General features: G+C 69.0%; 25 protein-coding genes. 18 read left to right on the top strand and 7 right to left on the bottom strand.

Going from position 1 to position 26,593, the window contains the following annotated elements; translation table 11 throughout:
• Nucleotides 1-343: 343 nt before the first annotated feature.
• Complete coding sequence (locus ACIBEI_RS15695; RefSeq protein WP_398888944.1) at nt 344-1,360, bottom strand: hypothetical protein; 1,017 nt, start codon at nt 1,358-1,360, stop codon at nt 344-346.
• 20 nt (nt 1,361-1,380) lie between these two features.
• Entirely contained in the window at nt 1,381-2,034 is a 654-nt protein-coding gene (locus ACIBEI_RS15700) for a hypothetical protein (RefSeq protein ID WP_398888946.1), read from the bottom strand.
• 162 nt (nt 2,035-2,196) lie between these two features.
• On the opposite strand from ACIBEI_RS15700, the gene ACIBEI_RS15705 reads away from it, so the two are divergent.
• The 5 genes from ACIBEI_RS15705 (at nt 2,197) to ACIBEI_RS15725 (ending at nt 8,953) form a co-directional block, all read left to right on the top strand.
• A complete protein-coding gene (locus tag ACIBEI_RS15705) occupies nt 2,197-2,802 on the top strand; it encodes a hypothetical protein (protein ID WP_398888948.1) in 606 nt (201 codons plus the stop codon).
• 55 nt (nt 2,803-2,857) lie between these two features.
• Nucleotides 2,858-3,505: a hypothetical protein gene (locus ACIBEI_RS15710; RefSeq protein ID WP_398888950.1), complete on the top strand. Its 648-nt coding sequence runs from the start codon at nt 2,858-2,860 to the stop codon at nt 3,503-3,505.
• 129 nt (nt 3,506-3,634) lie between these two features.
• A complete protein-coding gene (locus tag ACIBEI_RS15715; protein ID WP_398888951.1) occupies nt 3,635-8,170 on the top strand; it encodes a DUF6531 domain-containing protein in 4,536 nt (1,511 codons plus the stop codon).
• Nucleotides 8,154-8,669, top strand: a complete 516-nt coding sequence (locus ACIBEI_RS15720; protein ID WP_398888953.1) for a hypothetical protein — start codon at nt 8,154-8,156, stop codon at nt 8,667-8,669. The genes ACIBEI_RS15715 and ACIBEI_RS15720 overlap by 17 nt, the downstream gene beginning before the upstream one ends.
• A gap of 65 nt (nt 8,670-8,734) precedes the next feature.
• The gene (locus tag ACIBEI_RS15725) at nt 8,735-8,953 is read left to right on the top strand and encodes a hypothetical protein (RefSeq protein ID WP_398888955.1); all 219 of its coding nucleotides are present in this window, start codon (nt 8,735-8,737) and stop codon (nt 8,951-8,953) included.
• 374 nt (nt 8,954-9,327) lie between these two features.
• Here the strand turns inward: ACIBEI_RS15725 and ACIBEI_RS15730 are convergent, their stop codons facing one another.
• Complete coding sequence (locus ACIBEI_RS15730; RefSeq protein ID WP_398888957.1) at nt 9,328-10,080, bottom strand: hypothetical protein; 753 nt, start codon at nt 10,078-10,080, stop codon at nt 9,328-9,330.
• A gap of 473 nt (nt 10,081-10,553) precedes the next feature.
• Here ACIBEI_RS15730 and ACIBEI_RS15735 point away from each other — a divergent pair, with 473 nt between their 5' ends.
• The 9 genes from ACIBEI_RS15735 (at nt 10,554) to ACIBEI_RS15775 (ending at nt 17,190) form a co-directional block, all read left to right on the top strand.
• Nucleotides 10,554-11,273, top strand: coding sequence for a hypothetical protein (locus tag ACIBEI_RS15735; RefSeq protein ID WP_398888959.1), 720 nt, complete (start codon nt 10,554-10,556; stop codon nt 11,271-11,273).
• Nucleotides 11,274-11,295: 22 nt separating this feature from the next.
• On the top strand, nt 11,296-12,150 hold the full coding sequence (locus tag ACIBEI_RS15740; protein WP_189844594.1) for a hypothetical protein: 855 nt from the start codon (nt 11,296-11,298) through the stop codon (nt 12,148-12,150).
• A complete protein-coding gene (locus ACIBEI_RS15745) occupies nt 12,147-13,457 on the top strand; it encodes a CpaF family protein (protein WP_398888961.1) in 1,311 nt (436 codons plus the stop codon). Before ACIBEI_RS15740 ends, ACIBEI_RS15745 begins: the two co-directional genes overlap by 4 nt.
• 7 nt (nt 13,458-13,464) lie before the next feature.
• Complete coding sequence (locus ACIBEI_RS15750) at nt 13,465-14,463, top strand: type II secretion system F family protein (protein WP_398888963.1); 999 nt, start codon at nt 13,465-13,467, stop codon at nt 14,461-14,463.
• A complete protein-coding gene (locus tag ACIBEI_RS15755) occupies nt 14,460-15,389 on the top strand; it encodes a type II secretion system F family protein (protein WP_398888965.1) in 930 nt (309 codons plus the stop codon). The genes ACIBEI_RS15750 and ACIBEI_RS15755 overlap by 4 nt, the downstream gene beginning before the upstream one ends.
• Nucleotides 15,390-15,434: 45 nt before the next feature.
• Complete coding sequence (locus tag ACIBEI_RS15760) at nt 15,435-15,686, top strand: hypothetical protein (protein ID WP_055610899.1); 252 nt, start codon at nt 15,435-15,437, stop codon at nt 15,684-15,686.
• A 131-nt stretch (nt 15,687-15,817) separates the two neighbouring features.
• On the top strand, nt 15,818-16,198 hold the full coding sequence (locus ACIBEI_RS15765) for a TadE family protein (RefSeq protein WP_398889025.1): 381 nt from the start codon (nt 15,818-15,820) through the stop codon (nt 16,196-16,198).
• On the top strand, nt 16,199-16,690 hold the full coding sequence (locus ACIBEI_RS15770) for a TadE/TadG family type IV pilus assembly protein (protein WP_398888967.1): 492 nt from the start codon (nt 16,199-16,201) through the stop codon (nt 16,688-16,690).
• A 20-nt stretch (nt 16,691-16,710) separates the two neighbouring features.
• The gene (locus ACIBEI_RS15775; protein WP_398888969.1) at nt 16,711-17,190 is read left to right on the top strand and encodes a pilus assembly protein TadG-related protein; all 480 of its coding nucleotides are present in this window, start codon (nt 16,711-16,713) and stop codon (nt 17,188-17,190) included.
• Nucleotides 17,191-17,256: 66 nt separating this feature from the next.
• On the opposite strand, the gene ACIBEI_RS15780 is transcribed toward ACIBEI_RS15775, so the two are convergent.
• The 4 genes from ACIBEI_RS15780 to ACIBEI_RS15795 form a co-directional block, all read right to left on the bottom strand.
• On the bottom strand, nt 17,257-17,598 hold the full coding sequence (locus ACIBEI_RS15780) for a hypothetical protein (RefSeq protein WP_398888971.1): 342 nt from the start codon (nt 17,596-17,598) through the stop codon (nt 17,257-17,259).
• Between the two features lie 129 nt (nt 17,599-17,727).
• Nucleotides 17,728-18,744 (bottom strand): hypothetical protein, encoded by a 1,017-nt coding sequence (locus tag ACIBEI_RS15785; RefSeq protein ID WP_398888973.1) that lies wholly within the window; start codon nt 18,742-18,744, stop codon nt 17,728-17,730.
• Nucleotides 18,745-18,848: 104 nt separating this feature from the next.
• Complete coding sequence (locus tag ACIBEI_RS15790; RefSeq protein WP_398888975.1) at nt 18,849-19,916, bottom strand: hypothetical protein; 1,068 nt, start codon at nt 19,914-19,916, stop codon at nt 18,849-18,851.
• Nucleotides 19,913-20,569, bottom strand: a complete 657-nt coding sequence (locus ACIBEI_RS15795) for a hypothetical protein (protein WP_398888976.1) — start codon at nt 20,567-20,569, stop codon at nt 19,913-19,915. Before ACIBEI_RS15795 ends, ACIBEI_RS15790 begins: the two co-directional genes overlap by 4 nt.
• Nucleotides 20,570-20,887: 318 nt before the next feature.
• On the opposite strand from ACIBEI_RS15795, the gene ACIBEI_RS15800 reads away from it, so the two are divergent.
• The 4 genes from ACIBEI_RS15800 to ACIBEI_RS15815 all read left to right on the top strand — a co-directional run bounded on the left by ACIBEI_RS15800 (nt 20,888) and on the right by ACIBEI_RS15815 (nt 26,360).
• Complete coding sequence (locus tag ACIBEI_RS15800) at nt 20,888-23,884, top strand: BTAD domain-containing putative transcriptional regulator (RefSeq protein ID WP_398888978.1); 2,997 nt, start codon at nt 20,888-20,890, stop codon at nt 23,882-23,884.
• 12 nt (nt 23,885-23,896) lie between these two features.
• Complete coding sequence (locus ACIBEI_RS15805; RefSeq protein WP_398888980.1) at nt 23,897-24,622, top strand: prepilin peptidase; 726 nt, start codon at nt 23,897-23,899, stop codon at nt 24,620-24,622.
• A gap of 71 nt (nt 24,623-24,693) precedes the next feature.
• Nucleotides 24,694-25,893: a cyclic dehypoxanthinyl futalosine synthase gene (mqnC, locus tag ACIBEI_RS15810; protein ID WP_398888982.1), complete on the top strand. Its 1,200-nt coding sequence runs from the start codon at nt 24,694-24,696 to the stop codon at nt 25,891-25,893.
• A 17-nt stretch (nt 25,894-25,910) separates the two neighbouring features.
• Nucleotides 25,911-26,360 carry an imidazolonepropionase-like domain-containing protein gene (locus ACIBEI_RS15815; RefSeq protein WP_398888984.1) on the top strand — a complete coding sequence of 150 codons (450 nt, stop codon included), beginning with the start codon at nt 25,911-25,913 and terminating at the stop codon, nt 26,358-26,360.
• Nucleotides 26,361-26,593: the final 233 nt, after the last annotated feature.

Raw genomic sequence — 26,593 nt, forward strand, 5'->3', positions numbered from 1 at the left:
ACGACGGTATCCGTGGGGCGATCATTTTCGCTACAGCGAACTTCCTTGCACGGTTGGGCGGATGAGGATGAACCGGGGCAAGCGAATTGCTCCTGTGGCCTGAATGTGTCTGGCCGCACAGCGGCTCCGAACGCGGCGTACGCGTTCGGAGCCGGGGCCCGTTGCGGCGTGCGCCTCGGGGGCGAGTACCGGATGGCTCATGTTGCGGTGGCAGGGTGCGCATATCCCGAATGGTGGGGCGCTTCACCGGGCCGTCACCGGGAGGCCGTGGATGTGGTCCGATGGCGGGGGCGCACCAATCGTCTTGGTACGCCCCCGGCCGCAGTCTTCTGTGTCGCTGTCGTCAGCGGTTGACCGACTGGATCTCCTGGACGGTGATCTCCTGGTCGGCGCCGAAGGTGCCGTCGGGGAGGTCGCCGCCCGCGCCCCCGGTGCCCGTCCAGCTGATCTCCCAGGTGACGGTGGCCTGGAGCTTGAATGTTCCGTCACCCGACGAGCGCAGGTACCTGATGCCGCAGGGTGGTGTCTCGTCGGCCTTGCCCCTGGCGTACGGCTCTCCGATCGAACCGTCGTCGTTGATCACGCACTCACCGGAGGCGGGGTAGGTCTCGGCGTCCGCCGTGCCCGGTTCCAGTTTGAGAGACACGGGCTTGGCGGTGGTCGTGGCCTGGATGTTGAGGCCGCCCGCGTTGAGTTCGGCGGTGACGTCGACCTCCTTGAACGTGGCTTTGTCCAGCCAGGCCCAGGTAGGCAGGTTCACTTTGGTATTCGCCTCGGGAGCGAGCGTGACCTCGGTTTCGGGGAGCTGAAGGCGGTTGTACGCGAGTTCGGCGAGGACCTGTGGGGTGACCGCGTTGGGGACGCCCGGATCGTCACCGTTCTCGACCCAGAACGGCTGCTCGTCGCAGACCTGCGCCTCCGGCTCCATCCAGCGGTCCTCGTCACGGACGGCGACCCACCAGTTGCCCTCGTCCGCCACATCCTTGTTGTAGTCCTTGTAGTCGCCGTCCTTGTACTTGTCCCTGAACTGGCCCACAGCCGTCTTGGCGTAGCTGTGCTGGCCCGGGTAGTTGACCGTCTCGTTGTACGTGTCCTCGACGTACTTGCCGAACTGGTCCGCCGTACGGGGCTCGTACCAGCAGGCCGGAGGGTCCCAGTCGCCCACGGGCCGCACGTTGCCCGTTTTCGCCTTGCCCCCGCCGCCGGTACTGCCGCTGAAGGTGACGAGGGAGTCGATGGCGCCGCCGCCCTGTCCGCCACTGGTCTGGGCCTTGCCGCTGCCCTGCGCGTTGTTGCCGCCCTTGTCGGCGAATGCGGTGCCGGGAGTGAGTACCAACGCGGTGGCCGCGACTCCCGTCACGAACCATCCGCCCCGCAATGTCACGGAGCGCACTTCGCGTTCCCCCTCTCCGAGAGCAGACTCGTGGTCTGCCAGACACCCTGATCGTTCTTCTGGACGCGCGCGCTGTAGGTGACGTACGAGTTCTTGGTGACGGTTGTCTTGTCGGCCTTGTCCGTCTTCCGGTCCTTGTCGTATGCCTTGCTCTCGTCGGAGCAGTAGGCAACAGCGGCCGTGTCCTCGTCCGCGACCTTGATCTCAGGGTTGAAGTAACGCGTTGTCCCCGTGATCGACTTGCCGTCGTTCTTGTAGCCCTGGACCCACTCGACAGCATCGATGAGGGCGTCACCCTTGTAGTAGAACTTGATCGCCTCGGAGTCCGGCTCGCCGGCCGTGATCGACGCGTCCGTGGCGTTGATCCGCCGGGTGACGTCCGCGAGTACCGCGTCGTTTGTCGCGTCGCCCGTCTTCCAGCTCTCGAAGACGTTACTGACATCCTTGGGAAGCGTGACCGTGGGGCGCTCGACGGCATCCGATGCTTCCGCGCTCGGCGAAGCCGATTCCTTGGACGCCTGGTCGGCGCCCGCGATCTTGTCGCTGTCGTCCGACTTGTCGTCCCCGCCGCCGCAAGCCGTCAGCAGTAGGGCTGCGGTCGCGGCCAACGCGGCAGCAACGGGCAAAGTGCGGCGCTTCACAGTGGACTCCCCGTGAGATTTAGGTTCAGTCAAGAGCAGTGACGGTATCCGTGCGTCCAACGGTTTCGCCAGAGCGAATGTGTCCCGCTGATTCCCGTATGGGTCGGGTTCGGTGATTTGGCTGTGACGAGCGCCCCGCACATCCGGGCCTAGGCTGCTCGGATGTCGAAACAGACCGCCCGCTGGCTCGCCTTCAGCCTCACCTGCGCTCTCGGATCCGCAGGGCTCGGCTGGCTCGCCCCCGCGCTGCCGCTGAAGTCCTGGGTCGGCGGGGTGGCCGTACTGATGGCGTGGTTCCTGCTGCCGCTGGCGACGGTGCTCGTCCCGATGCTTGGGCTGCGGCGCGTTCCGCGTGCCCAGCGGAAGATGGCGTGGCAGCTCATCGTTCCGGTAGTCGCGGGCGTGGCACTGGGCGTCGTGGCGGGTGAGGCCGGGCAGCAGTCTGCGCTCGCCGAGCGCGGGCGGTGGACCACGGCCACGGTCGTTGGAATGGAGGACGCCAAAACCGACCAGTGCACCCTGCAGCGGCGGGCGGACGGCACAAGGATCTCGCCGACGCTCTCCGAGGGTGACGGCTGCCGTTCGGTGTCGAAGGGCGACATCCTGCGGGTCCGGTACGACCCCGAAGGTGTCGCCGGCCCGGTGACCGATGCCGAGTCCGACTCTTACGGAGGACTCATCGCCGGCCTCGTCCTCGCCGCCGTGGCGATGGGCACCTGGGGAAGCGTACGAATGAGCCGCTGGGACCGCGCGTACGCGGCCTCGTAGGCTTGCGCGCACATCAGACTGCAGTTTGCTTCGGAACCCGGGGAGAGCAACCGACATGGCCCGCTACATGGAGACGCTCACCATCGAGCGCGGCGGCTTTCGGATCAAGGTTCCGGAGTCGTGGTGGGAGTTCGACGTGCGGCCCGAGTCGCGGGACGACTCGATCCGGCGGATGGTGTCCGAACGGGTGCGGCAACAGCCCGAGTTGGCCAAGCACCAGGACACGTACACCGCCTTCCTCCGGAAGGCCGCGGCGGACGCCTGGAAGTCGGGCGCGCTGTACTGCGGCTGCATGGCCGAGAGCTTCGGCGGCGACACCCCCATCACCGGCTCGATCACCGTCTCGCTCGTCGGCGGGCGTACGCAGGCCGGCGAGCCCCTCTCCACCGACCCGCAGGTCATCGCGAGCCAGCTCGCCGTGCGGGAGGCCAAGAAGGAGGGCGACGCGTGGCGGAAGGTCACGACGGTCGACATCCCGGGCGTCGGCACGGCCGCGCGGACGTACGGCATCGAGGACATCCCCGTACCCGACGACGCCCTCAAGCGCACCATCCGCGCCGTGCTCATGCAAACGTTCATCCCCGTCCCGGGGCAGGAGGGCAAGGTCGCCCTCGTCGCGGGCAGCAGCCAGGTGCTCGACCTCGCCGACTCGTTCTTCGACATCTTCGACGCGATCACGTCGACGTTCCGCTTCGCGGAGTAGGACGGGGCAGGGGCGGAACCCTGTACTGGGCCTCGCCACCACCGTGACCTTTCCCCCGAACACCCGTACCCAGTAACTTCACTTGTGCGTATGTGTGGTTGACGGGGTTGGCGTGACGGGGGTTGCGGCGTGGCGGGTTATCGGCCGACGGACTGGCATGTGCTGGACCTGGAGAAGGATCCGACGCCGGGTGATCCGGACCGGGTCAAGTCGTTGGCGAAGAGCCTGCACGACTTTGCCGATGACGTGCAGGACGCTCTGCGGTTGGTGAAGGGGATGGCGGACGAGGATGCCGTCCTGACGATGGTGGGCAAGACCGCCGATGTGTTCCGGGACGAGTTCTCGGGTGTTCCGAAGAACTTGAAGAAGCTGAAGAAGTCGTACGACCTTGCCGGGGACGCGCTGGCCGCGTACTGGCCCGAACTCGAACGCGCCCAGGCACTTGCCGACAAGGCCCTCGCCCAGGGCCGGGAGGCGCAGGCGGACCTCTCCTCCGCCAAGTCCCGCCTTTCCTCGGCCGATTCATGGGTGACCCGCGCCAACAAGGAAGCCGACAAATACAAGGACGACCCCACCTCCGCAGGCAAGGACGTCCCCAAGCCGGACGAGGCGAAAGTCCGCGCCGCCACCCGCGACGCCCAGAGCGCCAAGGACGCCCACACCTCCGCCCAGTCCGACGTCACCACCGCGCAGAACGCCCTCGACGCCGCGAAGAAGATGGCCGCGGATGCCCGGAAGATGCGCGAAGACGCCGCCGGTGACGCCAAGCGGAAACTCGACGAAGCCTCCGACGCCGGTATTCAGAATCGCAAGTGGTACGAGGAGGTCGGGGACTGGTTCTCCGACAACTGGGACACCATCGTCGCCGTATGCAAGGTCGTCGTCGCAGTCCTCGGCATCATCGCCATGATCATCGGCGGGCCGATCCTGGGTGCGATCGTCCTGATCGCCGCCCTCGTCGTCCTCGCCGACACCCTCAACAAATATATGAAGGGCCAAGCCTCCCTGTTGGATGTGGCCTTCGCCGCGTTGGACTGCATCCCGGGCATGAAGGGGCTGACGACTCTCGGCGGACTCGCCAAGGGACTCAAAGGGCTCGGCAAGATGGGCCTGAAAGGCATGGCGAAAGGCCTCGGGAAAGGGCTGCGCCGCGGAGGTGATGACGCGCTCGCCAAAAGCAAGCCCGCGAAGGGGCGTTGCAAGGGTGGCGACCCGATCGATATGGTCTCCGGCGAGATGCTCATGGAGCAGACCGATGTGGTGCTGCCCGGGCTGCTCCCGCTGGTTCTGCGTCGTACGCATCTGTCGACGTACCGGTGGGGCCGCTGGTTCGGCCCGTCCTGGGCCTCCACGCTGGATGAGCGCCTGGAACTCGATGCCGAGGGAGCGCTGTTCGCCACCGAGGACGGCATGATCCTGGTCTATCCCGTGCCGTCGCCCGGCACTTCGGTGTTGCCTGTCGAGGGGCCTCGCTGGCCGCTGGACTGGGACGGGGCGCCTGGCGCCCCCATCCGCATCACCGATCCGCAGACGGGCCACGTTCGGCACTTCGCCCCGGTCGGTGGATCCTCGCCCATGGATGAGGCGTTCACCCTGCCGCTGGCCGCGATATCCGACCGCAACGGCCACCGCATCGAGTTCGACCGGGCCGATGACGGCACGCCCGTGGCCGTTCGGCACACCGGTGGCTATCACGTCGACGTCGACGTCGAGAACGACCGGGTCTCCCGTCTGCGGCTGCGCAACCCGGAGGACGGCCCGGACGGCACCACCCTGCTGCGCTACGCGTACAGCGACGGCGATCTGACCGAGATCCACAACTCCTCCGGGCTGCCTCTCCGGCTGACCTATGACGACCAGGCGCGCATCACCTCCTGGACCGACCGCAACAACTCCTGGTACCGCTTCACTTACGACGAGCAGGACCGTTGTGTACGCGGCGAGGGCATCGACGGCATCCTCGGCTGCACCATCGAGTACGACACCGAGCGACGGGAAACGCGATACACCAACTCGCTCGGGCACACGACCACGCACTCCTACAACGAACTCCTCCAGCGGACAGCCGTCACCGACCCGCTCGGCAACACCACCCGCAGCGAATGGGACAGGCACAACCGCCTTCTCTCCAGCACGGATCCGCTGGAGAACGTCACGCGTTTCGCCTACGACGACGTGGGCAATCCCACCGCGATCCACCACCCCGACGGCACGACCGAAACCGCCGAGTACAACGAGTGGCACCAGCCGACCGTGGTCGTCGACGCCGACGGGGCGATGTGGCGGCACGACTACGACGCGCGGGGCAATCGGATCGCCACGACCAACCCTGCCGGATTCACGACCAGTTACACCTACGACGACCACGGCCGCCCCTCCGAGGTCATCGACCCGCTGGGCAGTACTCGTCGTTTCGTATCCGACTCGGCGGGCCTGGTGGTCGCCGCCTCCGATCCGCTCGGCAACTCCGCCCGCATCGAGCGGGACGCGTTCGGGCGGCCCAAGACGGTGGAGGACGTCCTGGGCCGTGCGATCCGCATGGGGTGGTCCGCCGAGGGCAAGCTGCTCTGGCGCACGACACATGACGGCCGTCGTGAGCGGTGGACGTGGGACGGCGAGGGAAACCTCGTGGACCACACGGATGCCGCTGGGCGTGCCACCCGCTTCGCGACCGGCCCTTTCGACCTGCCGCGCGCACGGACCGGGCTCGACGGAAGGGCGTACTCCTTCACGTACGACACCGAGAGGCGTCTGAGCCGGGTCACCAACCCACAGGGGCTCTCCTGGTCCTACGCGTACGACGGGGCCGGCCGTCTCGTGTCCGAGACCGACTTCAACGGCCGGTCGATCACGTACTCCCACGATGGCGCGGGGAACCTCACCTCACGAACCAACGCGGGCAGCGAGACCGTCCGGTTCACCCGCGACGCCATGGGACGGACCACGTCCCTGGAGACCGCCGACGAGACGACGACGTACGCGTACGATGCTGTCGGCCGGCTGATTCACTCGGTCGTCCGCTCGGCCGACGAGGATGCCGAACTCCGTGTCGACCGGGACGCGTTGGGCCGCATCGTCGCGGAGAGCGTGAACGGACGCAGCACGGCGTACGCGTACGACGCGATCAGCCGACGCGTGTCCCGGACAACGCCGAGCGGGCACGTTTCCACGTGGTGCTACGACGACGCCGACCTGCCGGTGTCCCTGGAGACGGCGGGGCGGACGCTCACCTTCAGCCACGACGCCCTCGGCCGTGAGACCGGCAGACGCCTCGGTGACGCGTTCGCCCTCACTCAGACATGGGACTCGGTCGATCGGCTCATCGGCCAGACCGTAGAGGCACACCCGGACAGTGTGGCCGAGCTGCTTCAGGAACGTGTCTTCACATACGAGGTGGACGGACGCCTGGCCGGGATCACGGACCGGTCGGCCGGAGCGCGACACTTCGACTCCGAGCCCGGCGGACGCGTCACCGCGGTCGTCGCCCATGACTGGACCGAGCGATACGCCTACGACGGAGCGGGGAACGTCACCCACGCCGAGACACCGGGCGACGGCGCGGCGGACGGGGCCCGGGAGTTCACCGGCACGCTCGTCCGGCGCGCCGGACTCACCGTCTACGAGCACGACGCCCAGGGCCGACTCGTCCGCAAGACGCGCCGTCTGCTCAACGGCCAGTCGCGCACGTGGACATACACCTGGAACACCGAGGACCGGCTGATCGGGACGGTCACACCGGACGGCCACCGGTGGAGTTATCTCTACGACCCCATCGGCCGCAGAATCGCCAAGCGCCGCGTGGCCGAGGACGGCGAAACGCTCCAGGAGACCAGGTTCAGCTGGGACGGCACCCGGCTTGCCGAACAGGTCGACGACACCGGCAGGGTCCAGACCTGGGACTACACGCCGGGGAGCCACCGGCCGATCGCCCAGACGGTCGGGGACGGCGACACCGACGCCCGCTTCTACGCCATCGTCGCGGACCTCGTTGGCGCTCCCACCGAACTCGTCGACGAGGACGGTGATGTCGCCTGGCAGCGGCTTGCCACTGTCTGGGGCTCCGGCGTCCGGGGCGACGACCCGGCCCCGGCGGAGCCCGGCGCCGTCGACTGTCCCCTGCGGTTCCCCGGCCAGTACGCCGATCCTGAGACTGGCCACTATTACAACCACCACCGGTACTACGACCCCGAGACGGCCCGCTACATATCGCCGGACCCGCTCGGTCTTGAAGCGGCACCGAACCATCACGGGTACGTGGCCACACCCCAGCAGACCGCCGACCCGTTGGGCCTGGCTCCGGACGATTGTGTTCCAGAGGGGATGGATCCGGAGTTCCCGACCATTCGGCTGGAGAACTACCGGGGAAGGTTCCAGGCAGCGCTGCACCGAGACGGCCGACAGCGACTGCCCGCGGACTGGGACGCACATCACGCGATACCCCAGGAGTATCGTGGGCATCCCGATTTCGCAGACTTCGATTTCGACCACCCGTCGAACATGCGGGGAATTCTCGGTAGCAGGTCGGGTGGACGTACGACCAATCACCATCAGGACATAACCAACCACTGGGCAGACTTCCGGACCGCGAACCCGAACGCGTCGCGGGCCGAGATCGAGAGTTTCGCCCGGACGATCGATGAGGGATTCCGTGACTATTACTGGTGAGTGGATCGGCGAATGGGCCGGGCGTATGGACGCGCTCGCTTCGACCTTCATGGAGCAGTTCACGTCCAAGTTCGGCTACCCGCCGGACGAGAACTACGTGGCTCGTGCCTCGACTTCTGGATCAGAAGAGATCGCGGGCATCGGCGGTGTGCCCGAGGATCTGGTCACGTTCTACCGATACGTGGAGCGGGTCAGCCTTCCGGACGTGGGCTCGGGGTTCTTCGTCCACCCGGAAGGCCAGACGGCGGCCGGGTTGCGCGGGGACCTGCCGACGCGGATCGTCGGCTCACGCGAGGACTCCGTGGTGGTTTTCGGGTCCGACGGCGGCGGGGCCCTGTTCGCCCTGAGCACCACCGACGGCTCGACCGTGTACCGCCTGCCCCCTTCCCGTATCGAAGGAGACGTCTACACGGAAGGGCCGATCCCGTGTGAGATCGCCGCTCCGGACCTGGCCGGCTGCTTGTCTCTCTTCGAACGTGAACTGCGGGCCGGGATCTAGGGGGTACATCCCCCGACGGGGAACAAGAGCGCGGCAATCGTGGTGGGTATCTGAATCCGATTCCGGTGCGGGCTGAGATATCGGGGCTGACGCTCGAAACGATTCCGGGAAGCTTTGACTTCACGCTCGGTGGGAGTGAAGTGACCACTACGCCGAACGGTGAGAACGAGGAAGTCGGACGGATTCGGAAATCGGAGCGGGACGCCCAGAACTCGTTCATGGAAGCCGCGGTGACTGTTGCTGACTTGGCGGCTGCTGACTTGTCCGCCTGGGACCAGGAGTGAGGCGGGCCCCTCAGGGGCCTGCTTCATCCGCGCCGGTCGGTCCGACGTGTCCATGAACAAGTCGCCGGCGGTCGCTGCCGTGACGGAGCGCCTGAGCCAGGTCCGCAGGGCCCTTGGTCCGGCCTTTGGCTCGGGATGTCACGGGCCGCGGTGGACGGGTCGGTGATGGCCGGGACGTTGTGCGGGCCCAGGACGAGGGGGCGGAGGGTGAGGGTGCGCCACTGTCGGGGCCGATGGTGATCGGCTTGGCGGCCCATGTGAGCAGGTTGGGCACATGCCTTGGCTCACTCGTACGGGTGGTCGCCGACTCGATGTGGCTCGGCGTGCTTCCTGCCGTTGGCCCGAGCGCCGGGGTGTACTCGGGCCGACGCGCATCAGCCCAGCTTCGCGTTCTGCGCCCCCACCACCGCGCTCGCCAGCTTCACGTTGCTCGGCCTCGACTCCGCGATCGCCCTTCCGTCCACCGAGAAGTAGACCGCGATGACGTCGTCGCGGCGTACGGCGGCCGAGTGGAGGGTGTGGGTGGTGCCCAGGACCGTCATCGTGGATTTGAAGGCGAGGGACTCGTCGGCCGCCTTGGTGGTCGGTTCGGCGGTGACCGAGTCGTACGGGCTGGTGCCGCCCTTCGACTTGGCGGTGAAGCCGTCGCCGCAGGAGGCCACCGCCTTGGAGAGGCCCGCCATGGCCGACTCCGCTCCGCCGCCCTCGTAGGCGGTGAGCGTGACGTAGGTGTAGCCGCCGTTGAGGCCGTCCTTCGAGGCGACCCGCGTGAGGTCCGCCTGCGGTTCGCCGAGCGGGAGTTGGTTCATCGCGTACGCCAGCGGGGCGCACACCTTCTTGTCCAGCGTCACCTCTTCCGGTGACTTGGCGAACACGAACTCGTCGGAGGGCTCCTTGACTTCGTAGCCCTTCTCGTAGCGGTCCACGTCAGCCTTGGTGATCATGAGCTTGGCCAGACGGTCCGCCGGGCTGACCTCCTTGGCCCCGGAGGTCGTGGCCGTGGCCTTGCCGCCGGGCTTGTCGGCCGCGTCCGTCTCCGAGTCGCCGCCTCCGCAGGCGGTCAGTCCGGTCAGTCCGGCGAGCATGGTGACGGAGAGCGCGGAGGCGGCGAGGGCGGATCGCTTCATGTGGGGGAGGGCTCCTTGGTTTTCGCGAGGCGACGGTGGGGCCGTTTTCGCGAGGCGACGGATGGGGCCGTCTTCCGTGCGGCCGAAGATCGCTGGAGATCCTTCCACGCCCCCGTCCCACCCCTGCCCCGTCCCCGTGAGCGAGTAGTGCAGACCTGATGGACGGAGCGTGACGAACGGCCGTCGGAACAGGGGTGGATGATTCGCTGGTGCACAGTGGCGGCCCCGTACGCAGGGCCTTCCTCGGCCGGGAACCGGACGGCCCGCGTTGCGCGTGGATAACGTCGGGGCGTGTGGGATCCGAGGCCATGGGCGCGCCTTGAGGGGCTTATGTGCTGCTGATACGGTGCGATGACTTGACACTCGTTCCGGCCGTGGCTATTCGACCAGGTCGGGCGGTACGCCCGGTGAGGGTGAAGTGTTCCAAGTGTCCTGAATGACGAAACCTTCTTGGGTGTACGGGGAGCGGTTGCGTGAAGATCCAAGAGCGTACGGGGGCGGGCAACAACCGTTCCGCTGCGCCGGTTCAGCCGACGATGGGGGAGCGCCTTCCCTCGCCGCCTCGCGAGCGCAAACCCGCGCTGGCCGCGCTCGCGGTCCTGCTGATCCTCGTGGGTGCGCTCGGGGCCACCATGCTGGTGCTGCGCGCCGGCGACCGTGTCGAGGTCGTGAAGGTGACCAGCGACATCCAGGCCGGTGAGTCCGTCGGCAACAACGTGGAGTCGGTGCTGGTCGCGGACGACTCCGGGGTCAACTACATCAAGTGGACCCAGGTCGAGACGCTGAAGAAGCTCAAGGCCAAGTCCACGATCTACAAGGGCACCCTCGTCATCGGCGAGATGTTCGGCACGGAGGCAAGCGTCCCGGCGGGCAAGGCCGTCGTCGGTCTCTCCCTCAAGGAGGGCCAGTACCCCGAGGGCATCCAGTCGGGCGACCTCGTGGCCGCCTACCAGGTCGGCAACACCAGCTCCTCGAACTCGGACGACGAGACGGGCACCGGTTCCGCGGGCACCGGCGGTACGCCGATCGTCGACAACGCCCGTGTCGCCAAGGTGCCGGACGCCAAGGGCGACAGCACCATCAGCAGCACCAACAAGCGCGTCACGGTGACCGTCGACGAGAGTGACGCCGCCGCGCTGGCCCGTGCCGCCGCCGCGAACCAGGTCGCCCTCGTCCTCATCCCCGGCAACTAGCGGCAAGAGAGTCACACACACCATGGCCCTCATCGCCCTAGCCGCCGACAAAGGTTCCCCCGGTGTCACCACGGCCGCCGTCGCCCTCGCCGCCGTCTGGCCCCGCAGGGTGCTGCTCGCCGAGACCGACCCGGCCGGCGGCGACCTCGTGTACCGCAGTGCCGCCGCGCACGGCGGGCCGCTGAACCCGAACACCGGCATGCTGTCCATCGCCGCCACCGCCCGCCGTGGTCTCGTACCGGATCAACTCTGGGACCACGTACAGCCGTTGAGCGGTGGGCTCGAAGTGCTCGTCGGGCTCGGGAACGCCGAGCAGGCGGCCGGGCTCGCCGGGCTGTGGCCCACGCTCGGCCGGGCCTTCGCGCAGCTCGCCGACTCCCCGCACGCGCCCGCCGACGTCATCGCGGACTGCGGACGGATCAGCGGGGACACCCCGGCCGTCGAGATGTTCTCGCAGGCCGCCCTCGTACTCCTCATCTCCCGCACCGAGCCGGAGGCCATCGCGCGCGTCCGCGACCGGGCCGCCGCCCTCAGCGCCAAGCTGCACGGCGGAGCACGGGGTGCGGCCGCCCTCGGCACGCCCCTCATCGGGGTCGTCCTCATCACCGACCCGGGCGAGTCGGGCAAGCTCGTCCACCAGGTCAACGACATGCTGGTGGCCGCGCAGACCGGCGCCCGTGTCGTCGGCACGATCGCCGAAGACCCGGCAGGCGCCGACCAGTTGGCCGGCCGCAAGCGCGGACGGCTCGACAAGTCGCTGCTCATCCGCTCGGCGCGCAAGGTGACCTCGGACCTCTACCAGCAGTTCGGCGCGGCCTGGGCCGTACCGGCGGCCGGCGGTCCGAACGGTCAGCCCACCGCCGGAGCGGGCCGATGACGGCAGTCGACCACCAGCTGGTCAAGCGGTTCCGGCAGGAGGCCGGTGACCGTATCGCCGAGCAGCGCCGCCTCGACCAGGTCTCCGGCGTCACACCGATGTCCAACGAGGACGAGCGGCACTACGCCCGTGCGGTGATAGCCCAGATACTGGAGGAGTACGCCCGTACGGAGATCAACTCCGGGCGTACGCCGCTGGACGCCGAGACCGAGGAGCAGTACGCGGCCGCCGTGCACGCCGCGCTCTTCGGAGTGGGGCGGCTGCAGCCGCTGCTCGACAACCCCGAGGTCGAGAACATCGACATCAACGGGTACGACCAGGTCTTCGTCGGCTATGCCAACGGGGAAGAGGTCAAAGGGGATCCCGTCGCCGAGACCGACGAGGAGCTCATCGAGCTGATCCAGATCCTCGGCGCGTACTCCGGTCTCTCCTCCCGGCCCTTCGACTCCGCCAACCCGCAGCTCGACCTGCGGCTGCCGGACGGGTCCCGGCTCTCCGCCGTCATGGATGTGACACGCAGGCCCGCGCTGTCCATTCGTCGTGCGCGCATGGGCAAGGTCTTCATGTCCGACCTCGTCGGCAACGGCACGCTCACCCCCGAGGTCGGGCACTTCCTCGCCTGTGCCGTCCGGGCGCGCAAGAACATCATGATCGCGGGCGCGACGAACGCCGGTAAGACCACCCTCCTGAGGGCCCTGGCGAACGAGATCCCGCCGCACGAGCGCCTCATCACCGTCGAGCGTGCACTGGAGCTGGGGCTCGACACGTTCGCCGATCTGCACCCGAACGTCGTGGCGTTCGAGGAGCGGCTGCCCAACTCCGAGGGCCAGGGCACCATTTCGATGGCAGAGCTGGTCCGGCGGTCGCTGCGTATGAACCCCTCGCGCGTCATCGTCGGTGAGGTCCTCGGCGACGAGATCGTGACCATGCTCAACGCGATGTCGCAGGGCAACGACGGCTCGCTGTCCACGATCCACGCCAACAGCTCCAGCGAGGTCTTCAACCGTATTTCCACGTACGCGCTCCAGGCCACCGAGCGGCTGCCCATCGAGGCCAGCCAGATGCTCGTCGCGGGCGCGGTGAACTTCGTCGTCTTCATCCAGCGGCGCAACAACTACCAGACGGGCGGCCGGCTCCAGCGCATGGTCACCTCCATCCGCGAGGTCAACGGCGTCGACGGACGCGTCCTGTCCAGCGAGGTGTTCGCCGAGGCCTCGGACGGCCGGATCGTGCCGCACGCGCCCCTCGCCTGCCTCGAAGACCTGATCCAGCACGGCTATCGCCTGCCCGGCGGGAACTGGGGGTGACCTGACCATGACTCTCGCCGCTCTTGACTCGCTCGGCTCCATGGGCGGGCTGTTCTCGACCACGGTCCTGTACGCGCTCGCGTGCGGCATCGCGGTCGGCGGCGGTCTCGCGCTGTTCGCCGTCGCGGTCCGCGGACTGCCCGCCAAGCCCGAGCACGAGAAGCAGAAGGCGAGCGAACGGGCCTCCGAGCTCGTACGGTTCGCCGGCCGGCGCGGCTCGATCGCCGCCGGCGCCGGAATCGTCGTCCTGCTGCTCACACGGTGGGCCGTCGCCGGAATCGCGACCGCCGTCCTCGTCTTCTTCTGGGACAAGCTCTTCGGCGGCGCCTCCGAGGAGAAGTCCGCCATGCGCCGCGTGGAGGCCCTCGCCTCCTGGACCGAGTCGCTGCGTGACACCATCGCGGGCGCGGTCGGCCTGGAGCAGGCCATCCCCGCCTCCGCGCGTGCCGCCGCACCGGTCCTGCGCCCGCACCTCGACGCCCTCGTCGACCGCCTCCGCTCCCGTACGCCGCTGCCGGAAGCCCTGCAGCAGCTCGCCGACGAGATCGACGACGCGTCCGCCGACATCATCGTTGCCGCCCTGATCCTCAACGCGCGGCTGCGCGGCCCGGGTCTGCGGCAGGTCCTGGGCGCGCTGGCCAAGTCGGCGCGCGAAGAGGTCGACATGCGGCAGAGGGTCATGGCGCAGCGCGCCTCGACCCGTCGCTCCGTACAGATCGTCGTCGCGGTGTCCGTCGCCTTCGTCCTCGGCCTGTCGATCTTCAACCGCGAATTCGTCGAGCCGTACGGCACGGCGGTCGGTCAGCTCGTACTCGCCTGTGTCTGCGGCCTGTTCGCGCTCGGCTTCGTATGGCTGCGCAAGCTCTCGACCATCGAGACGCCGGAACGCTTCCTGGTCCGGGACGAGGCGTCGGTCCAGTTCGTCCGCCCCCGTACGCAGTCTCCGTCGTCGTCCCAGACACAGGCTCCGTCACAGACGCTGCCGGAGGAGGGGGTACGCCGATGAACTCGTCCCTGACCATGCCCGTCGTGGTCGGCGCCGTCCTGGGCCTGGGCATCTACGCCCTCGTACGCGCCATGATGCCGTCCAAGCGCAGCGCGGTCTCGCAGGTCGCGCGCATCGACGCGATGCGCGCGAGGGGAGCGGCGTACGAGTCCTCGCACCGCACCACCCCGGACGCCGGGCGGCTCGGGAGCGTACGGGCCGGAGTCGGCGCGCGCGTCTCCGAGTTCTATATGCAACAGGGCTGGGAGCTGCGGTCGCTGCGCGCCGATCTGGCCGTGCTGGACCGGAGTTGGGAGAACTTCCTCGCGACGAAGGTGCTGCTGGCGGCGGCCGGGCTGTTCTTCGGCCCGTTCATGTTCGCCGTGGTCTGGACGCTCGGGGTCGGCCGCAGCCCGGTCATCCCGATCTGGCTCGCGCTGATGTTCGCGACCCTCTTCTTCTTCCTGCCGGACCTGGAAGTACGCAGGGACGCGGCGGAGAAGCGGCGGGACCTGCGGCGCGTGATCGGCGCGTATCTGGACCTCGTGTCGATGAGCCTTGCGGGCGGCCGGGGTCTCCCGGAGGCCCTGATGGCCGCCGCCGAGGTCTCCGACGGCTGGGCCACGCAGCGCATCCGTAACGCGCTCGCGGACGCCCGGATCACCGGCATCAGCCAGTGGCAGGCGCTGGGCTCGCTGGGCGAGGACCTGGGGGTGGAGGAACTGAAGGACCTCTCCGCCTCGTTGGCGCTGGTCGCCGACGACGGCGCGAAGGTGCGCGAGTCGCTCGCCTCCCGGGCCGAGACGATGCGGCACCGCGAACTCGCCGAGATCGAGGGCAGCGCGGGCGAGAAGTCGCAGTCGATGCTCGTCGCGCAGCTGCTGCTCTGCGCGGGCTTCCTCGTCTTCCTGATCTTCCCGGCGGCGATGCGTGTGTTCCAGGTCTGACGTCGACCGCTCCTACTTCCAAGAATTCTGAGAGGACAACTCACCATGAACGGACGGAACTTCAGCACCGGGATCCCGGGGGTGGACTTCCTGATCACCTTCCTCCAGGGGCGGGTGCAGCGCGCCCGCTCCGGCGAGCTCGACCGTGGTGCGTCCGCGGTGGAGTGGGTCATCATCTCGGCGGTCGTCGTGGCGATCGTCGGCGTGGTCGCCGCGATCATCAACGCCGCGCTGAGCGACGGCGCCAACAAGGTCGGCGACTGCATCAAGGGCGCGGACGCGGGCAGCACCTGCTGATTCCGCTTTCCGACCCTCGTCCCTCTCTTCCCTTTCATATCTCTCATATCTCTCATACGGGGTAACTGGTGAGCGTACGACGCTGGGTACGCCGCCGGGTGGAGGCCGCCTCCGCCCGCGGCGACTCCGGCATGACCGCGATCGAGTTCGTGCTGCTCACGCCCGTGCTCTTCTTCATGATCTTCGCCACCGTGCAGTTCGCCCTGTACTTCTTCGCCGACCACGTGGCCCAGGCGGCGGCCCAGGCCGGCGCCCGCAAGGCCCGCGCGACGGCCGACGAACAGCCGGGCGCGTGGCGGGGCGAGGCGCGGGACGTCGTCGACAGCTACATCGCGCAGCTGGGGCCGCAGTTGGTGCTCTCCCCGAACGTCGAGATGCTCCAGCCGGAGCAGAACACGGTGGGCGTGGAGGTCACGGCGAAGGTGCCGTCGGTGTTCCCCGGGCTGGACCTCACGGTGCACGCGCAGTCGGTGGGGCCGGTGGAGCGGTTCGTCGAGGAGGACGGGAACTAGATGCGCGCTCTCGTACGCCGCCGGGTCCTGGCTCTGTTCCCGGCCGTCAGTGGCAGTGGCAGCGGCAGCGGCGGTCACGGTCGTGGTCGCGGTCGCGTTGGCAGTGACCGTGGGCTGTCCACCGTCGAGGTGGTGATCCTGGCGCCGGTGATGATCCTCTTCATCCTGGTGCTGGTGGCTTTCGGGCAACTGGTGGACGGACGCGGGGCGATCGACGGGGCGGCCAGGGACGCGGCTCGATCCGGGTCGCTCCAGCGGGATGTGGCCTCGGCGATGGCGGAGGCGCAGAAGGCGGCGGACGCCGACCTGGCGGACGTCTGCTCCGGTGCGGTGACAGTGAACAAGACGAGCGCCGGTTTCGAGGACGCCGACCTGTTCACGGTCGAGGTCAGCTGCGAGGTACGCGGCCTTGCCATGCTCGGCCTGGATGTCCCGACCCGGCTGACGGCGTCGTTCACCTCACCGCTGGATCCCTTCAAGAGGAAGGCGTGACGGGGCGGATGGGGGTGCTGATGGATACGGCCGGACGCGTCGCGGGAGCCGTACGCTCCTGGACGGACGCACGCCGCGCACGCCTCGACGACCGGGGGTCGGGCGCCGGAGCGGTGATCATCTTCGCGCTGGTGTTCCTGTCGCTGTCGGCCTTCGTCATCGACGGCGGCCTGTCCATCTCCAAGCGCGAACGCGCCGCCGACATCGCGGAACAGGCCGCCCGCTACGCCGCCCAGGACGTGGACCTGGAGGAGCTGTACGAGAACGAAGGCGGCGGCGCCCCCATCCTGTTCGAGAACTGCGGCGCCCGGGTCAAGGCCTTCGCCCAGGAAATGGGCATGACCGGCGCGGACATCGCCGCCACCCACTGCGTCGCCGCGAACGCCGACGAGGTCGAGGTGGAGGTCCAGCTCACGTACTCGCCGGTCTTCACGGGCATGTTCTACGGCGGGGACGTGACGGTCCGAGGACGGGCGGTCGCCGAGAACGAGGTCGGCTGACGGATCGGCCGGGCCGGTGAGGCCGGCCCTACGCTCTTTCCATTTCCATGGGGAGAAGGGCCGGGGCTACTTGTTGCCGCCGCTCTGGCCCTTGCCGCCGCCCTTCTCCTCGCTCTTCACGCCCTCGGAGACCTGCTTCGCCAGGTCGTCGTCCAGCTTCTTGAACTCCCGGACGATCGCCTCGGACATCTGGGCCAGCGCGTCGAGCTGCTGGTTGATGTCCTCGCGCCCGTCCTCCCAGTTGGACTCGAAGTCCTCGAGCTTGTCGTAGACGCCGCCGTCGCCGATGTCGTCCTCGTACGACTCGAAGAGCTTCTTGGTGTGGTTCATCCGCGTCTTGATGTCACGCAGCCGGGTGCCGTAGTCCTCCAGCTCACTGAGCGGCAGCGCGAGGTCGGGCTTGCCCATGTGCGTTCCCCCTGTGGTGTCCGTGCCTCGTGATGTCTACCGGAACGAAGGTACCCGTACCCGCGTCGAAGATGCCGTACGAGACCGGCTTCGGCGGCGGTCAGGGGTGACCGCCGCTGGCCTCTTCGACTACTTCGAGTCCGTCATCCGGTACTCGTACGCGATCACCGAAGGCTTGCCCGACTTCGGCAGGGTGGCGAGCGTCATGCCCTGGAAGGTGTCGGTGACGAGGGCGCGCTTGGCCGGGTTGTAGACGGACTCCTCCTTGTTCGGGGTGATCTCGAAGCTGCCCATGTACTGCTGCTTGAGGAGCGTTTCCTGGGTGTGGGAGGTCGGGACGACCGCGAGCACGCCGCCGTCGGCCAGCCGCAGCGCGTAAGTCGTCCCGTACGCAGGGTCCTTGGCGAAGTACTTCTTGGTCGCCCACTTGGCCAGATCGAAGGTGTCGCGCGCCTTGTAGAGCTTGAGGGCGTCCTTGGCCGGGTCCGTGGTGTGGGAGATCGCGGCGCCGGCCTTCTTCCCGCCGGTCTCGTAAAGGTCCTCGAACGCCGCGCTCACGTCGTTCGGGGCGAGGGCTCCGACACGGGTGGAGGGCGCCACGGCGGTGGCGAGACCGTGGTTGCCGGTGTCGATCGCCGGGATCGGTGCGTCGGAGTAGACCGCGGCCATCAACTTCCAGGCGCCGCCCTCCTTGTCGAAGACCAGGAGGGCGGGGATCTTCGATCCACTGGCGGTGGCCTTCACTGCGAACCAGTCCTCACCAGCGGGGATGTAGTACGTACGGTCCTGGTAGGTGAAGGGCTTCTCGTAGTCGCTCTGGTCCGCCTTCGTCCAGGTGCCGAAGGTCTTGTAGTCGGCCTTGCTCTGCTCGTGGACCTGGCCGCCTTCGACCGTCGCCAGCAGCTTGGCGTTCTGTGTCTTGTTCGCCTTGCCGTTGACAGCCGTGTAGTTGTCGACGATCTTCGCCGCCTGCTCGCGGGTCACGGCGCCCTTGGGGGCGGCGGAGGCCGAGGCCTTCGTGCCGCCCTTTCCGTCCTCGTCCGTGGTGCCGCCGCACCCGGTGAGAGCGACGGTGGAGGTCAGACCGAGCATCAGCAGAGCGATACCGGTCGTGCGTGCGGCGCGTGCCGGGTGGGGGGATGCCATGGTGTGCGCGTCTCTTCTTCTGTTGTGGGCGTCGGAGAGGTTGCGGGGGCTCGGAGGAGGGGAACGGCTGCCGCGAAGGGCTGCTGCGAAGGGGTGGCCGCGCGTCAGCGGTTGATCGACTGGATTTCCTGGACGTTCATGTCCTGGGTGGTCTCGAAGGTGCCGTCGGGCAGGTCGCCACCGGCACCGCCGGTGCCCTCCCAGGAGATCTGCCAGGTGACGGAGGCTTTGAGCGCGTAGGGCTGGCCGCTGGTGGCGCGCAGGTACGTGATGCCGCAGGGCGGGGTCTTGTCGGCCTCCCCCTTCACGTACGGGGTGCCGATCGAACCGTCCTCGTTGATCTCGCAGTCACCGCCCGCGGGGTAGGTCTCCGCGTCCTCCGTGCCCGGCTCCAGGTGCAGGGCGACCGGCTTCGCCGTCGTCTCCGCCCAGAGGTTGGTGTTGGGCAACTCCGCCCGGACCTTGATCTCTTGGAAGGTCCCCTTGTCGAGCCACACCCAAGTGGGCAGGTTGACGGTGGACTTGACCGCAGGCTTCAGCTCGATCTCGGTGTCGGGGACCTCGACCTTGTCGTAGGCGTACTCGGCGAGCGTCTCCGGAGTGGGGGCGTTCGGTACCGCGGGGATCTCACCGGCGTTCTGCCAGAACATGACTCGTTCGCAGTCCCACGACTCCGGGTCGGCGGTGTCGGGGGCCACGCCCCGCCAGAAGTAGCCGTCCTTGCCGATGTTGTAGTTGTCGTAGCCCGCGGCCGGGTTGAGGGAGCCGTCCTTGTAGTTGTAGGCGTCCTTGCCGTCCCGGTAGTGGTCCGTCCACAGCTTCTCGCCACCCCAGGCCGTGTGGGGGCTGACATATCCCAGGCCGTTCGTCTCCGCGAGCGCCTTGAGCTGCTCCGACGTGAGGACGGGCTCGTACCAGCACGGCGGCGGCGTCCAGTTCACGTCCGTCGACGAGATGCGGCCGCGATTGCCGCCGGTGGGGCCGCTGACCTGGGTGACCTTGATACGGGAGACGGAGGCGGACAGCGACTTGCCCTGCGCGTTGCCGGAAGTGTCGGGCGGCGTGGTAGCCCTGTTCCCGTCCAGGTCGGCGTGGGCGTTGCCGCTGCTCCACAGCACCACGGAGGCCGCCGCCATCACGATCAGGAGCCACGAGGGTGCCGGGGTCTTCATACCCGGCACTCCTTCGCCTTGCCGACGACCTCTGTGGTCTGTGCCTTCCAGACCTGGGAGGAGCCGGACGGTGGAAGCATGAGGAGCCGGAACTTCAGATAGCTGTTCAGGCTCTCCTCGGTGCGGTTGACCTTCCCGGACTTGATGTCCTTGCTGAAGATCTCCGCCTGGTTGCTGCAGAAGGTGACGAGGGTGCGTTTGCCGTCGCTCAGAGTGGTGACGTCCTCGTCGTAATACTTCTCCGTGCCGAAGGGAGTCCAGCCGCCCTTCACGGAGGCCTCGATCTGCGACTTGACGTACTGAGCGGCCTGGCCGACCGAGTAGTACTGGTACGCCGGGTCGTTCGGGTCCTGCGCGACGATGCCGTGATACATCGCCCGGAGGTAGTTCTGCGCGTCGGCGAGTGCCGCCGAGTGCTTCGCGTCGGACGGCTTGTCGAAGTCGAAGACCAGGCTTACGTCCTTCGGCAGGCCGAGATCCGGACCGTCACCGCCCGTCGTCGCGGACGCCGAGGCCGACGGACTGCCCGACCCCTTGTCCGCCCCCTTGATGTCGTCCGACGACTTGTCGTCGCTCCCGCCGCAAGCGGTGAGAAGCAGCGCCGCCGTCGTGGCGAACGCGGCCGTCGTGGTGGTCAGAGCGCGGCGAGCCACTGTCGATCTCCCCCGGGGTTCGTGTATGCGACAGGGAACGAAGCTACCAGGGACACGTAGAGGGCTTCAGGGCGGTGATGGGGGGTTGTGTGGGGATTGTGAGAACTGTGACGTGACAGTTGCGAACTGCCTGGATCCTGGGCGGTGGCACGGTCGGGGCCCGGTGGACAACTCGGGCTTAGGGGACCAGGTGTAGTGAAGTGGCCGGAGTGAAGGACCGTGCCACCTGCCCGCCCTTCGACACCCTCAATAGGATCTAAGTAGGCTCAGCACACCCCCGCTCTCCCTCCCTCCACACACGACACCAGGACACCCGCCATGGCGCGACGTACCACTTCCAACTCGACGGGAAGCTCGCCGGGTCCGAGGAATCGGACGCCGCAGCCCCTGCCTCGGCGCCGTCGTACGTTCGGGGACTTTCTGAAGGCGTTCCTCGCCTTCGTCGCCCTGCTCGTGCTGCTGATCGGGGTGCCCGGGGCGCTGGCCTCGCAGATCGGCTGGCCGCTGCCGAGTGGTTCGCCGAGTCTGGACTGGCTCCAGAAAGAGATCAGCGTCGATACGTTCATCAACACGCTGACCGTCGTCGTGTGGTTCGCCTGGGCCCAGTTCACCGCGTGTGTGCTCGTCGAGGTGAAGGCCGCGCTGTCGGGCGTCGGGCTGCCGAACCGCGTGCCCGGCGCCGGCCCGAGCCAGCTGCTCGCGCGGCAGCTCGTCGCGGCCCTGCTGCTCGTCGGCGCGACCGCGGCGAGCTTCACGCCGGGGCTGTCGCAGCTCGGGCAGCAGCTGGAGGGGAACCAGCGGCCGGCCGTCGCGGCCGCGCAGCAGACGCCGGGCGGGCTGCTGGGCCAGCAGCAGGAGCAGGCGGCCTCGACGGCCGCCGCCCTGGCCGAGCAGGCGGCCTCCGCCGCCGCGCACGCCGAGAGCGGGACCGGCGCCCACGCCTCGGACGACGACACGAAGTTCTACCGGATCCAGCCGCCCGAGGGCCGTCACCACGACTCCCTCTGGGAGGTCGCCGAGCGCCACCTCGGCGACGGGCGGCGGTACAAGGAGATCTACCAGCTCAACAAGGACCGTACGCAGCCCGACGGTTCGAAGCTCTCCGAGGCCAGCCTCATCCGGCCGGGCTGGATCATGGAGATGCCCGGCGACGCCCGCGGCGGCGAGCTGGTGGAGATGCCCGACGAGGCCCCGAAGGTCTCCGAAGAGGTCCAGCAGCAGATCTCCGACTACGCCAGGACCGGCGGTGCCGAGGGCGCCGGCGGCCAGCAGGGCGGCGGCTCCGGATCCCTCGACCGCGACACCGCCCACATCAGCCTTCCCGAGCAGCGGCCCGCCCCCGACCAGGGACACCAGCAGGGTCAGGACGGGCGGCAGGGGCAGCAGGGGCAGGAGCATGCCGCCCCGGCCGCCGGCGAAGACGGCGGGTTCGGGCTGCCGCAGGCACTGCTCGGCGCGCCCCTTCTCGCCGCCGGTCTCCTCGGCGCCCTCGGCCGGCGCCGGCGTCAGGCCCTGTGGCAGTCCGCCCTCGGTGCCGTCGGCGGGCGGCGCGGCATGGAACCGCCGACGCCCACCGGCGCCGCCGCCGACGCGCAGGACGCGCTGCTGGTGGGGGCCGACCCCGAGGGCGTACGCCTCCTCGACCTCTCCCTGCGCGGGCTCGCCGCCTCGCTCGCGGGCGAGTCCCGGCCGCTGCCGACCGTCTACGCGGCCTGGATGAGCGGCAACGGCGACCTGCACCTCCAGCTCGCCCAGCCCGCGGGGAAGCCGCCGGCGCCCTGGCAGCTCGGGCAGGACCAGACGTTCTGGATGCTGGCCCGCGCAGACGCCGAGCGGTACGAGGACGTCGACACGGCGGCCCCCTACCCCGGCCTCGTCAGCCTCGGCACGATGGACGACTCGCGGCTGCTGCTCAACCTGGAGGCCGTGCCCGGCATCGTCTCGTTGAGCGGCCGTGAGCAGGACCGGGCGGGCGTGTTCGCCTCCGTGGCCGCCGAGTTGGCGACGAACGGCTGGTCCGACCGCATGACGATCACCCTCGTCGGCTTCGGCGAGGACCTGACCCCGCTCGCGCCCAACCGGCTCCGCCACCTCGACGACATCGAGGCGCTCGTGGAGACCATGGAGGCGGAGACGCGGCAGCGGCGCGGTGCGCTGGGTGCGGCAGGTCACGACTCGGTGCTCACCGGCCGTACGGGCCCTGCCCAGCACACCCGTTGGGCCCCGCACCTCGTGCTGCTGGCCGCCGAGCCGTCCGCCGAGGACGCCGTCACGCTCGCCGAACTGGCCGCCGACGCGAGCCGGTTGGGCATCGGGTACCTCGTGGGTACGCAGTCGGGCGATCTGCCCGGTGCCGCCTGGGAGATGGAGATCACCAGCGAGGGCAAGCTCCTCGCGCCGCTCCTCGGCCTCGAACTCGACGCGCAGCTCCTGCCGGTGTCCCAGCAGCGGGCTGTCGTCGAGCTGTTCACCGACGCCGACCCCGAGCGCGACGACGACCGCCCCACCACCACCCCGCCGTTCCTCGTCGACATCAGCGAGCAGGGGCGTCCCGCGGTGTACGCGCGGCTCGTCGGCCCGTACGAGATCATCGGCCTCGAAACGCCGGACGGTGAGCGCAGCCCGCTGCTGCACGAGGCGTTGGCGCTGCTGCTTCTGCACCGCGAGGGTGTGCACCCGCGGGTGCTGTCCTCCGCGCTGTGGCCGCGCGGTGTCACGGACGACGTACGGGACGCGCTCGTCGAGCGGCTGCGCGCCTGGCTCGGCAACGACCCGGACGGTACGCCGCGGCTCGGCACCGACTCGACCGGGCGGCTCAAGCTCGCCAAGTCCGTCGTGTCCGACCTGGACGTGCTGCGGTCGCTGTACCACGAGGCCACGCAGGGGCGGGGCGCCAACAGCCGTGCCGTGCGCGGGCGTCTGCTGACCGACGCGCTGGTGCTGGTGCGGGGGCCGTTGCTGGCCGAGCGGTCCGCGGGGCGGTACGGGTGGCTGACCCACGAGATCATCGACGCGCAACTGCCCCTGCTCGTCGCGGACATCGGGCTCGCCCTGTCCGCGTTCCACCTGGAGAAGGACCGGGCGGAGAAGGCGATCGAGGCGCTGAACGCGGCGCTCGGCTCCGCGCCGGGGGATGAGCGGTTGTGGAACGAGCTGCTTCGGGCGACGCATGCGACGGGTGACAGTGATCGTTTGAAGACGCTCGCCTCGGATCTGGTGTCGCGCAGCGGTGCTCGTGGGCTGCCGCCCAGGACCGAGGCCCTGCTGGACGAACTGCTTCCTGCCTGGCGGAGTGGTGTTGCTGCCGTCGGATGAGTGGGGCCCGCCGTGGATCTCCTGCTGATTCTTGGTGCCGCCCTCTGGGGCGGCGCCATCGGCGTGTTCATCCCTCGCCCTGCCCATCGCTTCTCCGTCGCCCCCGACGAGCCGTGGCAGACGCGGTGTCCCGAAGGGCATCTCGTCGGCGGCTGGGTCGGGCTGGCCCGCTGTCGGGAGTGCGGGGGGCGGGCGTACGGGCCCAGCACCCCCCTCGTCGCCCTGGCCACCGCCCTCGTCTGCGGGGCGCTCGCCGCGGCGACCGGTACCCGGCCCGAGCTGGGTGTCTGGCTGCTGCTCGCGCCCCTGGGCGTACTGCTCGCCGTCGTGGACTTCACCGTGCAGCGGCTGCCGGACGTGCTGACGCTGCCGCTCGCGGGAGCCGCACTGGTCCTGCTCGCGGGAGCGGCCGCCGCGCCCGAGAACGCCGGGGACTGGCTGACCGCGCTGTACGGGTCCCTCGCCCTCGGCGGCGGCTATTTCGTGCTCTTCCTCATCAACCCCAACGGCATGGGCTTCGGCGACGTGAAGCTGGCGCTGGGGACCGGGGCCGTCCTCGGCTGGTACGGCTGGGGAGCCCTGCTGCTCGGCACCTTCGCCGGGTTCCTGTTCGGCGGGCTGTACGGGCTGGGGCTCGTCGTGGTCCGCAGGGCCGGGCGCAAGACCTCCATGCCGTTCGGGCCCTTCCTGATCGCGGGCGCCTTCGTGGGCCTGCTCATCGGGGCGTACGCGGCCTGACGTCGGGTGATCACACGGGCTGGCGTACGCTGGATCAGTCCGTCCGCACCCTTACGAAAGGGACCGTCCCGGTGACCGAGAAGGCCGACCTTCAGTCCGTCCTCGACCGTGCCGCCGAGGGTGGGCGGATCACCCCGGAAGAGGCGCTCGACCTCTACCGTGACGCCCCGCTGCACGCGCTGGGCGCCGCCGCCGACGCCGTACGCCGCCGTCGGTACGCCGGTACGGAGCACATCGCGACGTACATCATCGAGCGGAACATCAACTACACGAACGTGTGCGTCACGGCGTGCAAGTTCTGCGCCTTCTACGCTCCGCCGAAGGACACCGCCAAGGGCTGGACGCGGGATCTGGAAGACATCCTGCGCCGCTGCGCGGAGACCGTCGAGCTGGGCGGGACGCAGATCATGTTCCAGGGCGGGCACCACCCGGACTTCGGCGTCGAGTACTACGAGAAGCACTTCGCCGCGATCAAGGCCGCCTATCCGCAGCTCGTCATCCACAGCCTGGGGGCGAGCGAGGTCGAGCACATGGCCCGTATCTCCAAGGTGTCGGTGGAGGAGGCCATCTCGCGGATCCACACCGCAGGGCTCGACTCCTTCGCCGGCGCCGGTGCCGAGCTGCTTCCCGCGCGGCCCCGCAAGGCCATCGCCCCGCTGAAGGAGAGCGGCGAGCGCTGGCTGGAGATCATGGAGGCCGCGCACAACCTGGGCGTCGAGTCGACCTCCACCATGCTCATGGGCACCGGCGAGACCAACGCCGAGCGCATCGAGCACCTGCGGATGATCCGTGACGTGCAGGACCGGACGGGCGGCTTCCGGGCCTTCATCCCGTACACCTACCAGCCCGAGAACAACCACTTGAAGGGCCGTACGCAGGCCACGCTCTTCGAGTACCTGCGGATGATCGCCATCGCGCGGCTCTTCATGGACAACATCGCCCACATCCAGGGCTCCTGGCTGACCACGGGCAAGGAGGTCGGCCAACTGTCGCTCCACTACGGCGCGGACGACCTCGGTTCGATCATGCTTGAGGAGAACGTCGTCTCCTCGGCCGGTGCCAAGCACCGCTCCAACCGCATGGAGATCATCGACCTGATCCGCAAGGCCGGCCGTGTTCCCGCCCAGCGGGCCACGACGTACGAGCACCTCGTCGTCCACGACGACCCGGCGAACGACCCCGTCGACGAGCGGGTCCAGTCCCACATCTCCTCCACGGCGATCGAGGGCGGCACGGCCCACCCGGAGTTGAAGCTCCTCGCCTCCAACTGAGCCCTTACGAGGACCAGTTGGAGACGATCCACACTGCCGACGAGGTACGCGTCGGCTGGGACGGCGGAGAGCCGATCAAGGACGGCGCGGTCGTCGTGGGACGGGGCCGGGTGGCGGCCGTCGGGACGTTCGCGGAGATCCGCGAGCGGTTTCCCGACGCACGGGTGCGGCGGTGGCCCGGAGTGCTCGGGCCCGCCCTGATCCACGAGGGCCCGCTCCCGGACGCCCCGACACCGCGCGAACGGGTGCATTCCGTGTTGAAGGCGGGGGCGGTGGCGGTTCTGGAGGAGTACGCCGACACGGTCGAGTTGAGGGCGGCGGCCGGGCGTAACGACGTGGTCGTGCTGTCCCGGGTCCGCCCCGCGGGGATCGTGGCCGGGGGCCGGGCCGACCTCGCGGTCTTCGACGAGGACGGGGCGTGCGTGGCGACTGTTTGCGCGGGGCGCCTTGTGCACAGGCGTCGTTGAGCTTTCTGTCGTCTTCAGGGTGCGGGTCCGACGTGGCTGGTCGCGCAGTTCCCCGCGCCCCTGAAGACAAAGGCCGGGGCTGGCGCCCCTGCCTTTCGTCTTCGGGGGGCGGTAGCCCTTGCCTTTAAGGGGCGCGGGGAACTGCGCGACCAGCCCCCCCCCCCCCCCCCCCCCCAAACAAACCCCCCCCCCCCACCACACCCCGGCGGCAACCCCCCCCCCCCCGGACACCC

The sequence above is a fragment of the Streptomyces sp. NPDC050988 genome (assembly GCF_044456225.1).
Classification (GTDB): Bacteria; Actinomycetota; Actinomycetes; order Streptomycetales; family Streptomycetaceae; genus Streptomyces.

Bases quoted from the DNA above. Each gene is read 5' to 3' on its own strand.
- ACIBEI_RS15705 (WP_398888948.1), top strand. From the start codon at position 2,197: ATGTCGAAACAGACCGCCCGCTGGCTCGCCTTCAGCCTCACCTGCGCT.
- ACIBEI_RS15710 (WP_398888950.1), top strand. From the start codon at position 2,858: ATGGCCCGCTACATGGAGACGCTCACCATCGAGCGCGGCGGCTTTCGG.
- ACIBEI_RS15730 (WP_398888957.1), bottom strand. From the start codon at position 10,080: ATGAAGCGATCCGCCCTCGCCGCCTCCGCGCTCTCCGTCACCATGCTC.
- ACIBEI_RS15740 (WP_189844594.1), top strand. From the start codon at position 11,296: ATGGCCCTCATCGCCCTAGCCGCCGACAAAGGTTCCCCCGGTGTCACC.
- ACIBEI_RS15745 (WP_398888961.1), top strand. From the start codon at position 12,147: ATGACGGCAGTCGACCACCAGCTGGTCAAGCGGTTCCGGCAGGAGGCC.
- ACIBEI_RS15750 (WP_398888963.1), top strand. From the start codon at position 13,465: ATGACTCTCGCCGCTCTTGACTCGCTCGGCTCCATGGGCGGGCTGTTC.
- ACIBEI_RS15755 (WP_398888965.1), top strand. From the start codon at position 14,460: ATGAACTCGTCCCTGACCATGCCCGTCGTGGTCGGCGCCGTCCTGGGC.
- ACIBEI_RS15760 (WP_055610899.1), top strand. From the start codon at position 15,435: ATGAACGGACGGAACTTCAGCACCGGGATCCCGGGGGTGGACTTCCTG.
- ACIBEI_RS15765 (WP_398889025.1), top strand. From the start codon at position 15,818: ATGACCGCGATCGAGTTCGTGCTGCTCACGCCCGTGCTCTTCTTCATG.
- ACIBEI_RS15770 (WP_398888967.1), top strand. From the start codon at position 16,199: ATGCGCGCTCTCGTACGCCGCCGGGTCCTGGCTCTGTTCCCGGCCGTC.
- ACIBEI_RS15775 (WP_398888969.1), top strand. From the start codon at position 16,711: ATGGATACGGCCGGACGCGTCGCGGGAGCCGTACGCTCCTGGACGGAC.
- ACIBEI_RS15780 (WP_398888971.1), bottom strand. From the start codon at position 17,598: ATGGGCAAGCCCGACCTCGCGCTGCCGCTCAGTGAGCTGGAGGACTAC.
- ACIBEI_RS15785 (WP_398888973.1), bottom strand. From the start codon at position 18,744: ATGGCATCCCCCCACCCGGCACGCGCCGCACGCACGACCGGTATCGCT.
- ACIBEI_RS15790 (WP_398888975.1), bottom strand. From the start codon at position 19,916: ATGAAGACCCCGGCACCCTCGTGGCTCCTGATCGTGATGGCGGCGGCC.
- ACIBEI_RS15800 (WP_398888978.1), top strand. From the start codon at position 20,888: ATGGCGCGACGTACCACTTCCAACTCGACGGGAAGCTCGCCGGGTCCG.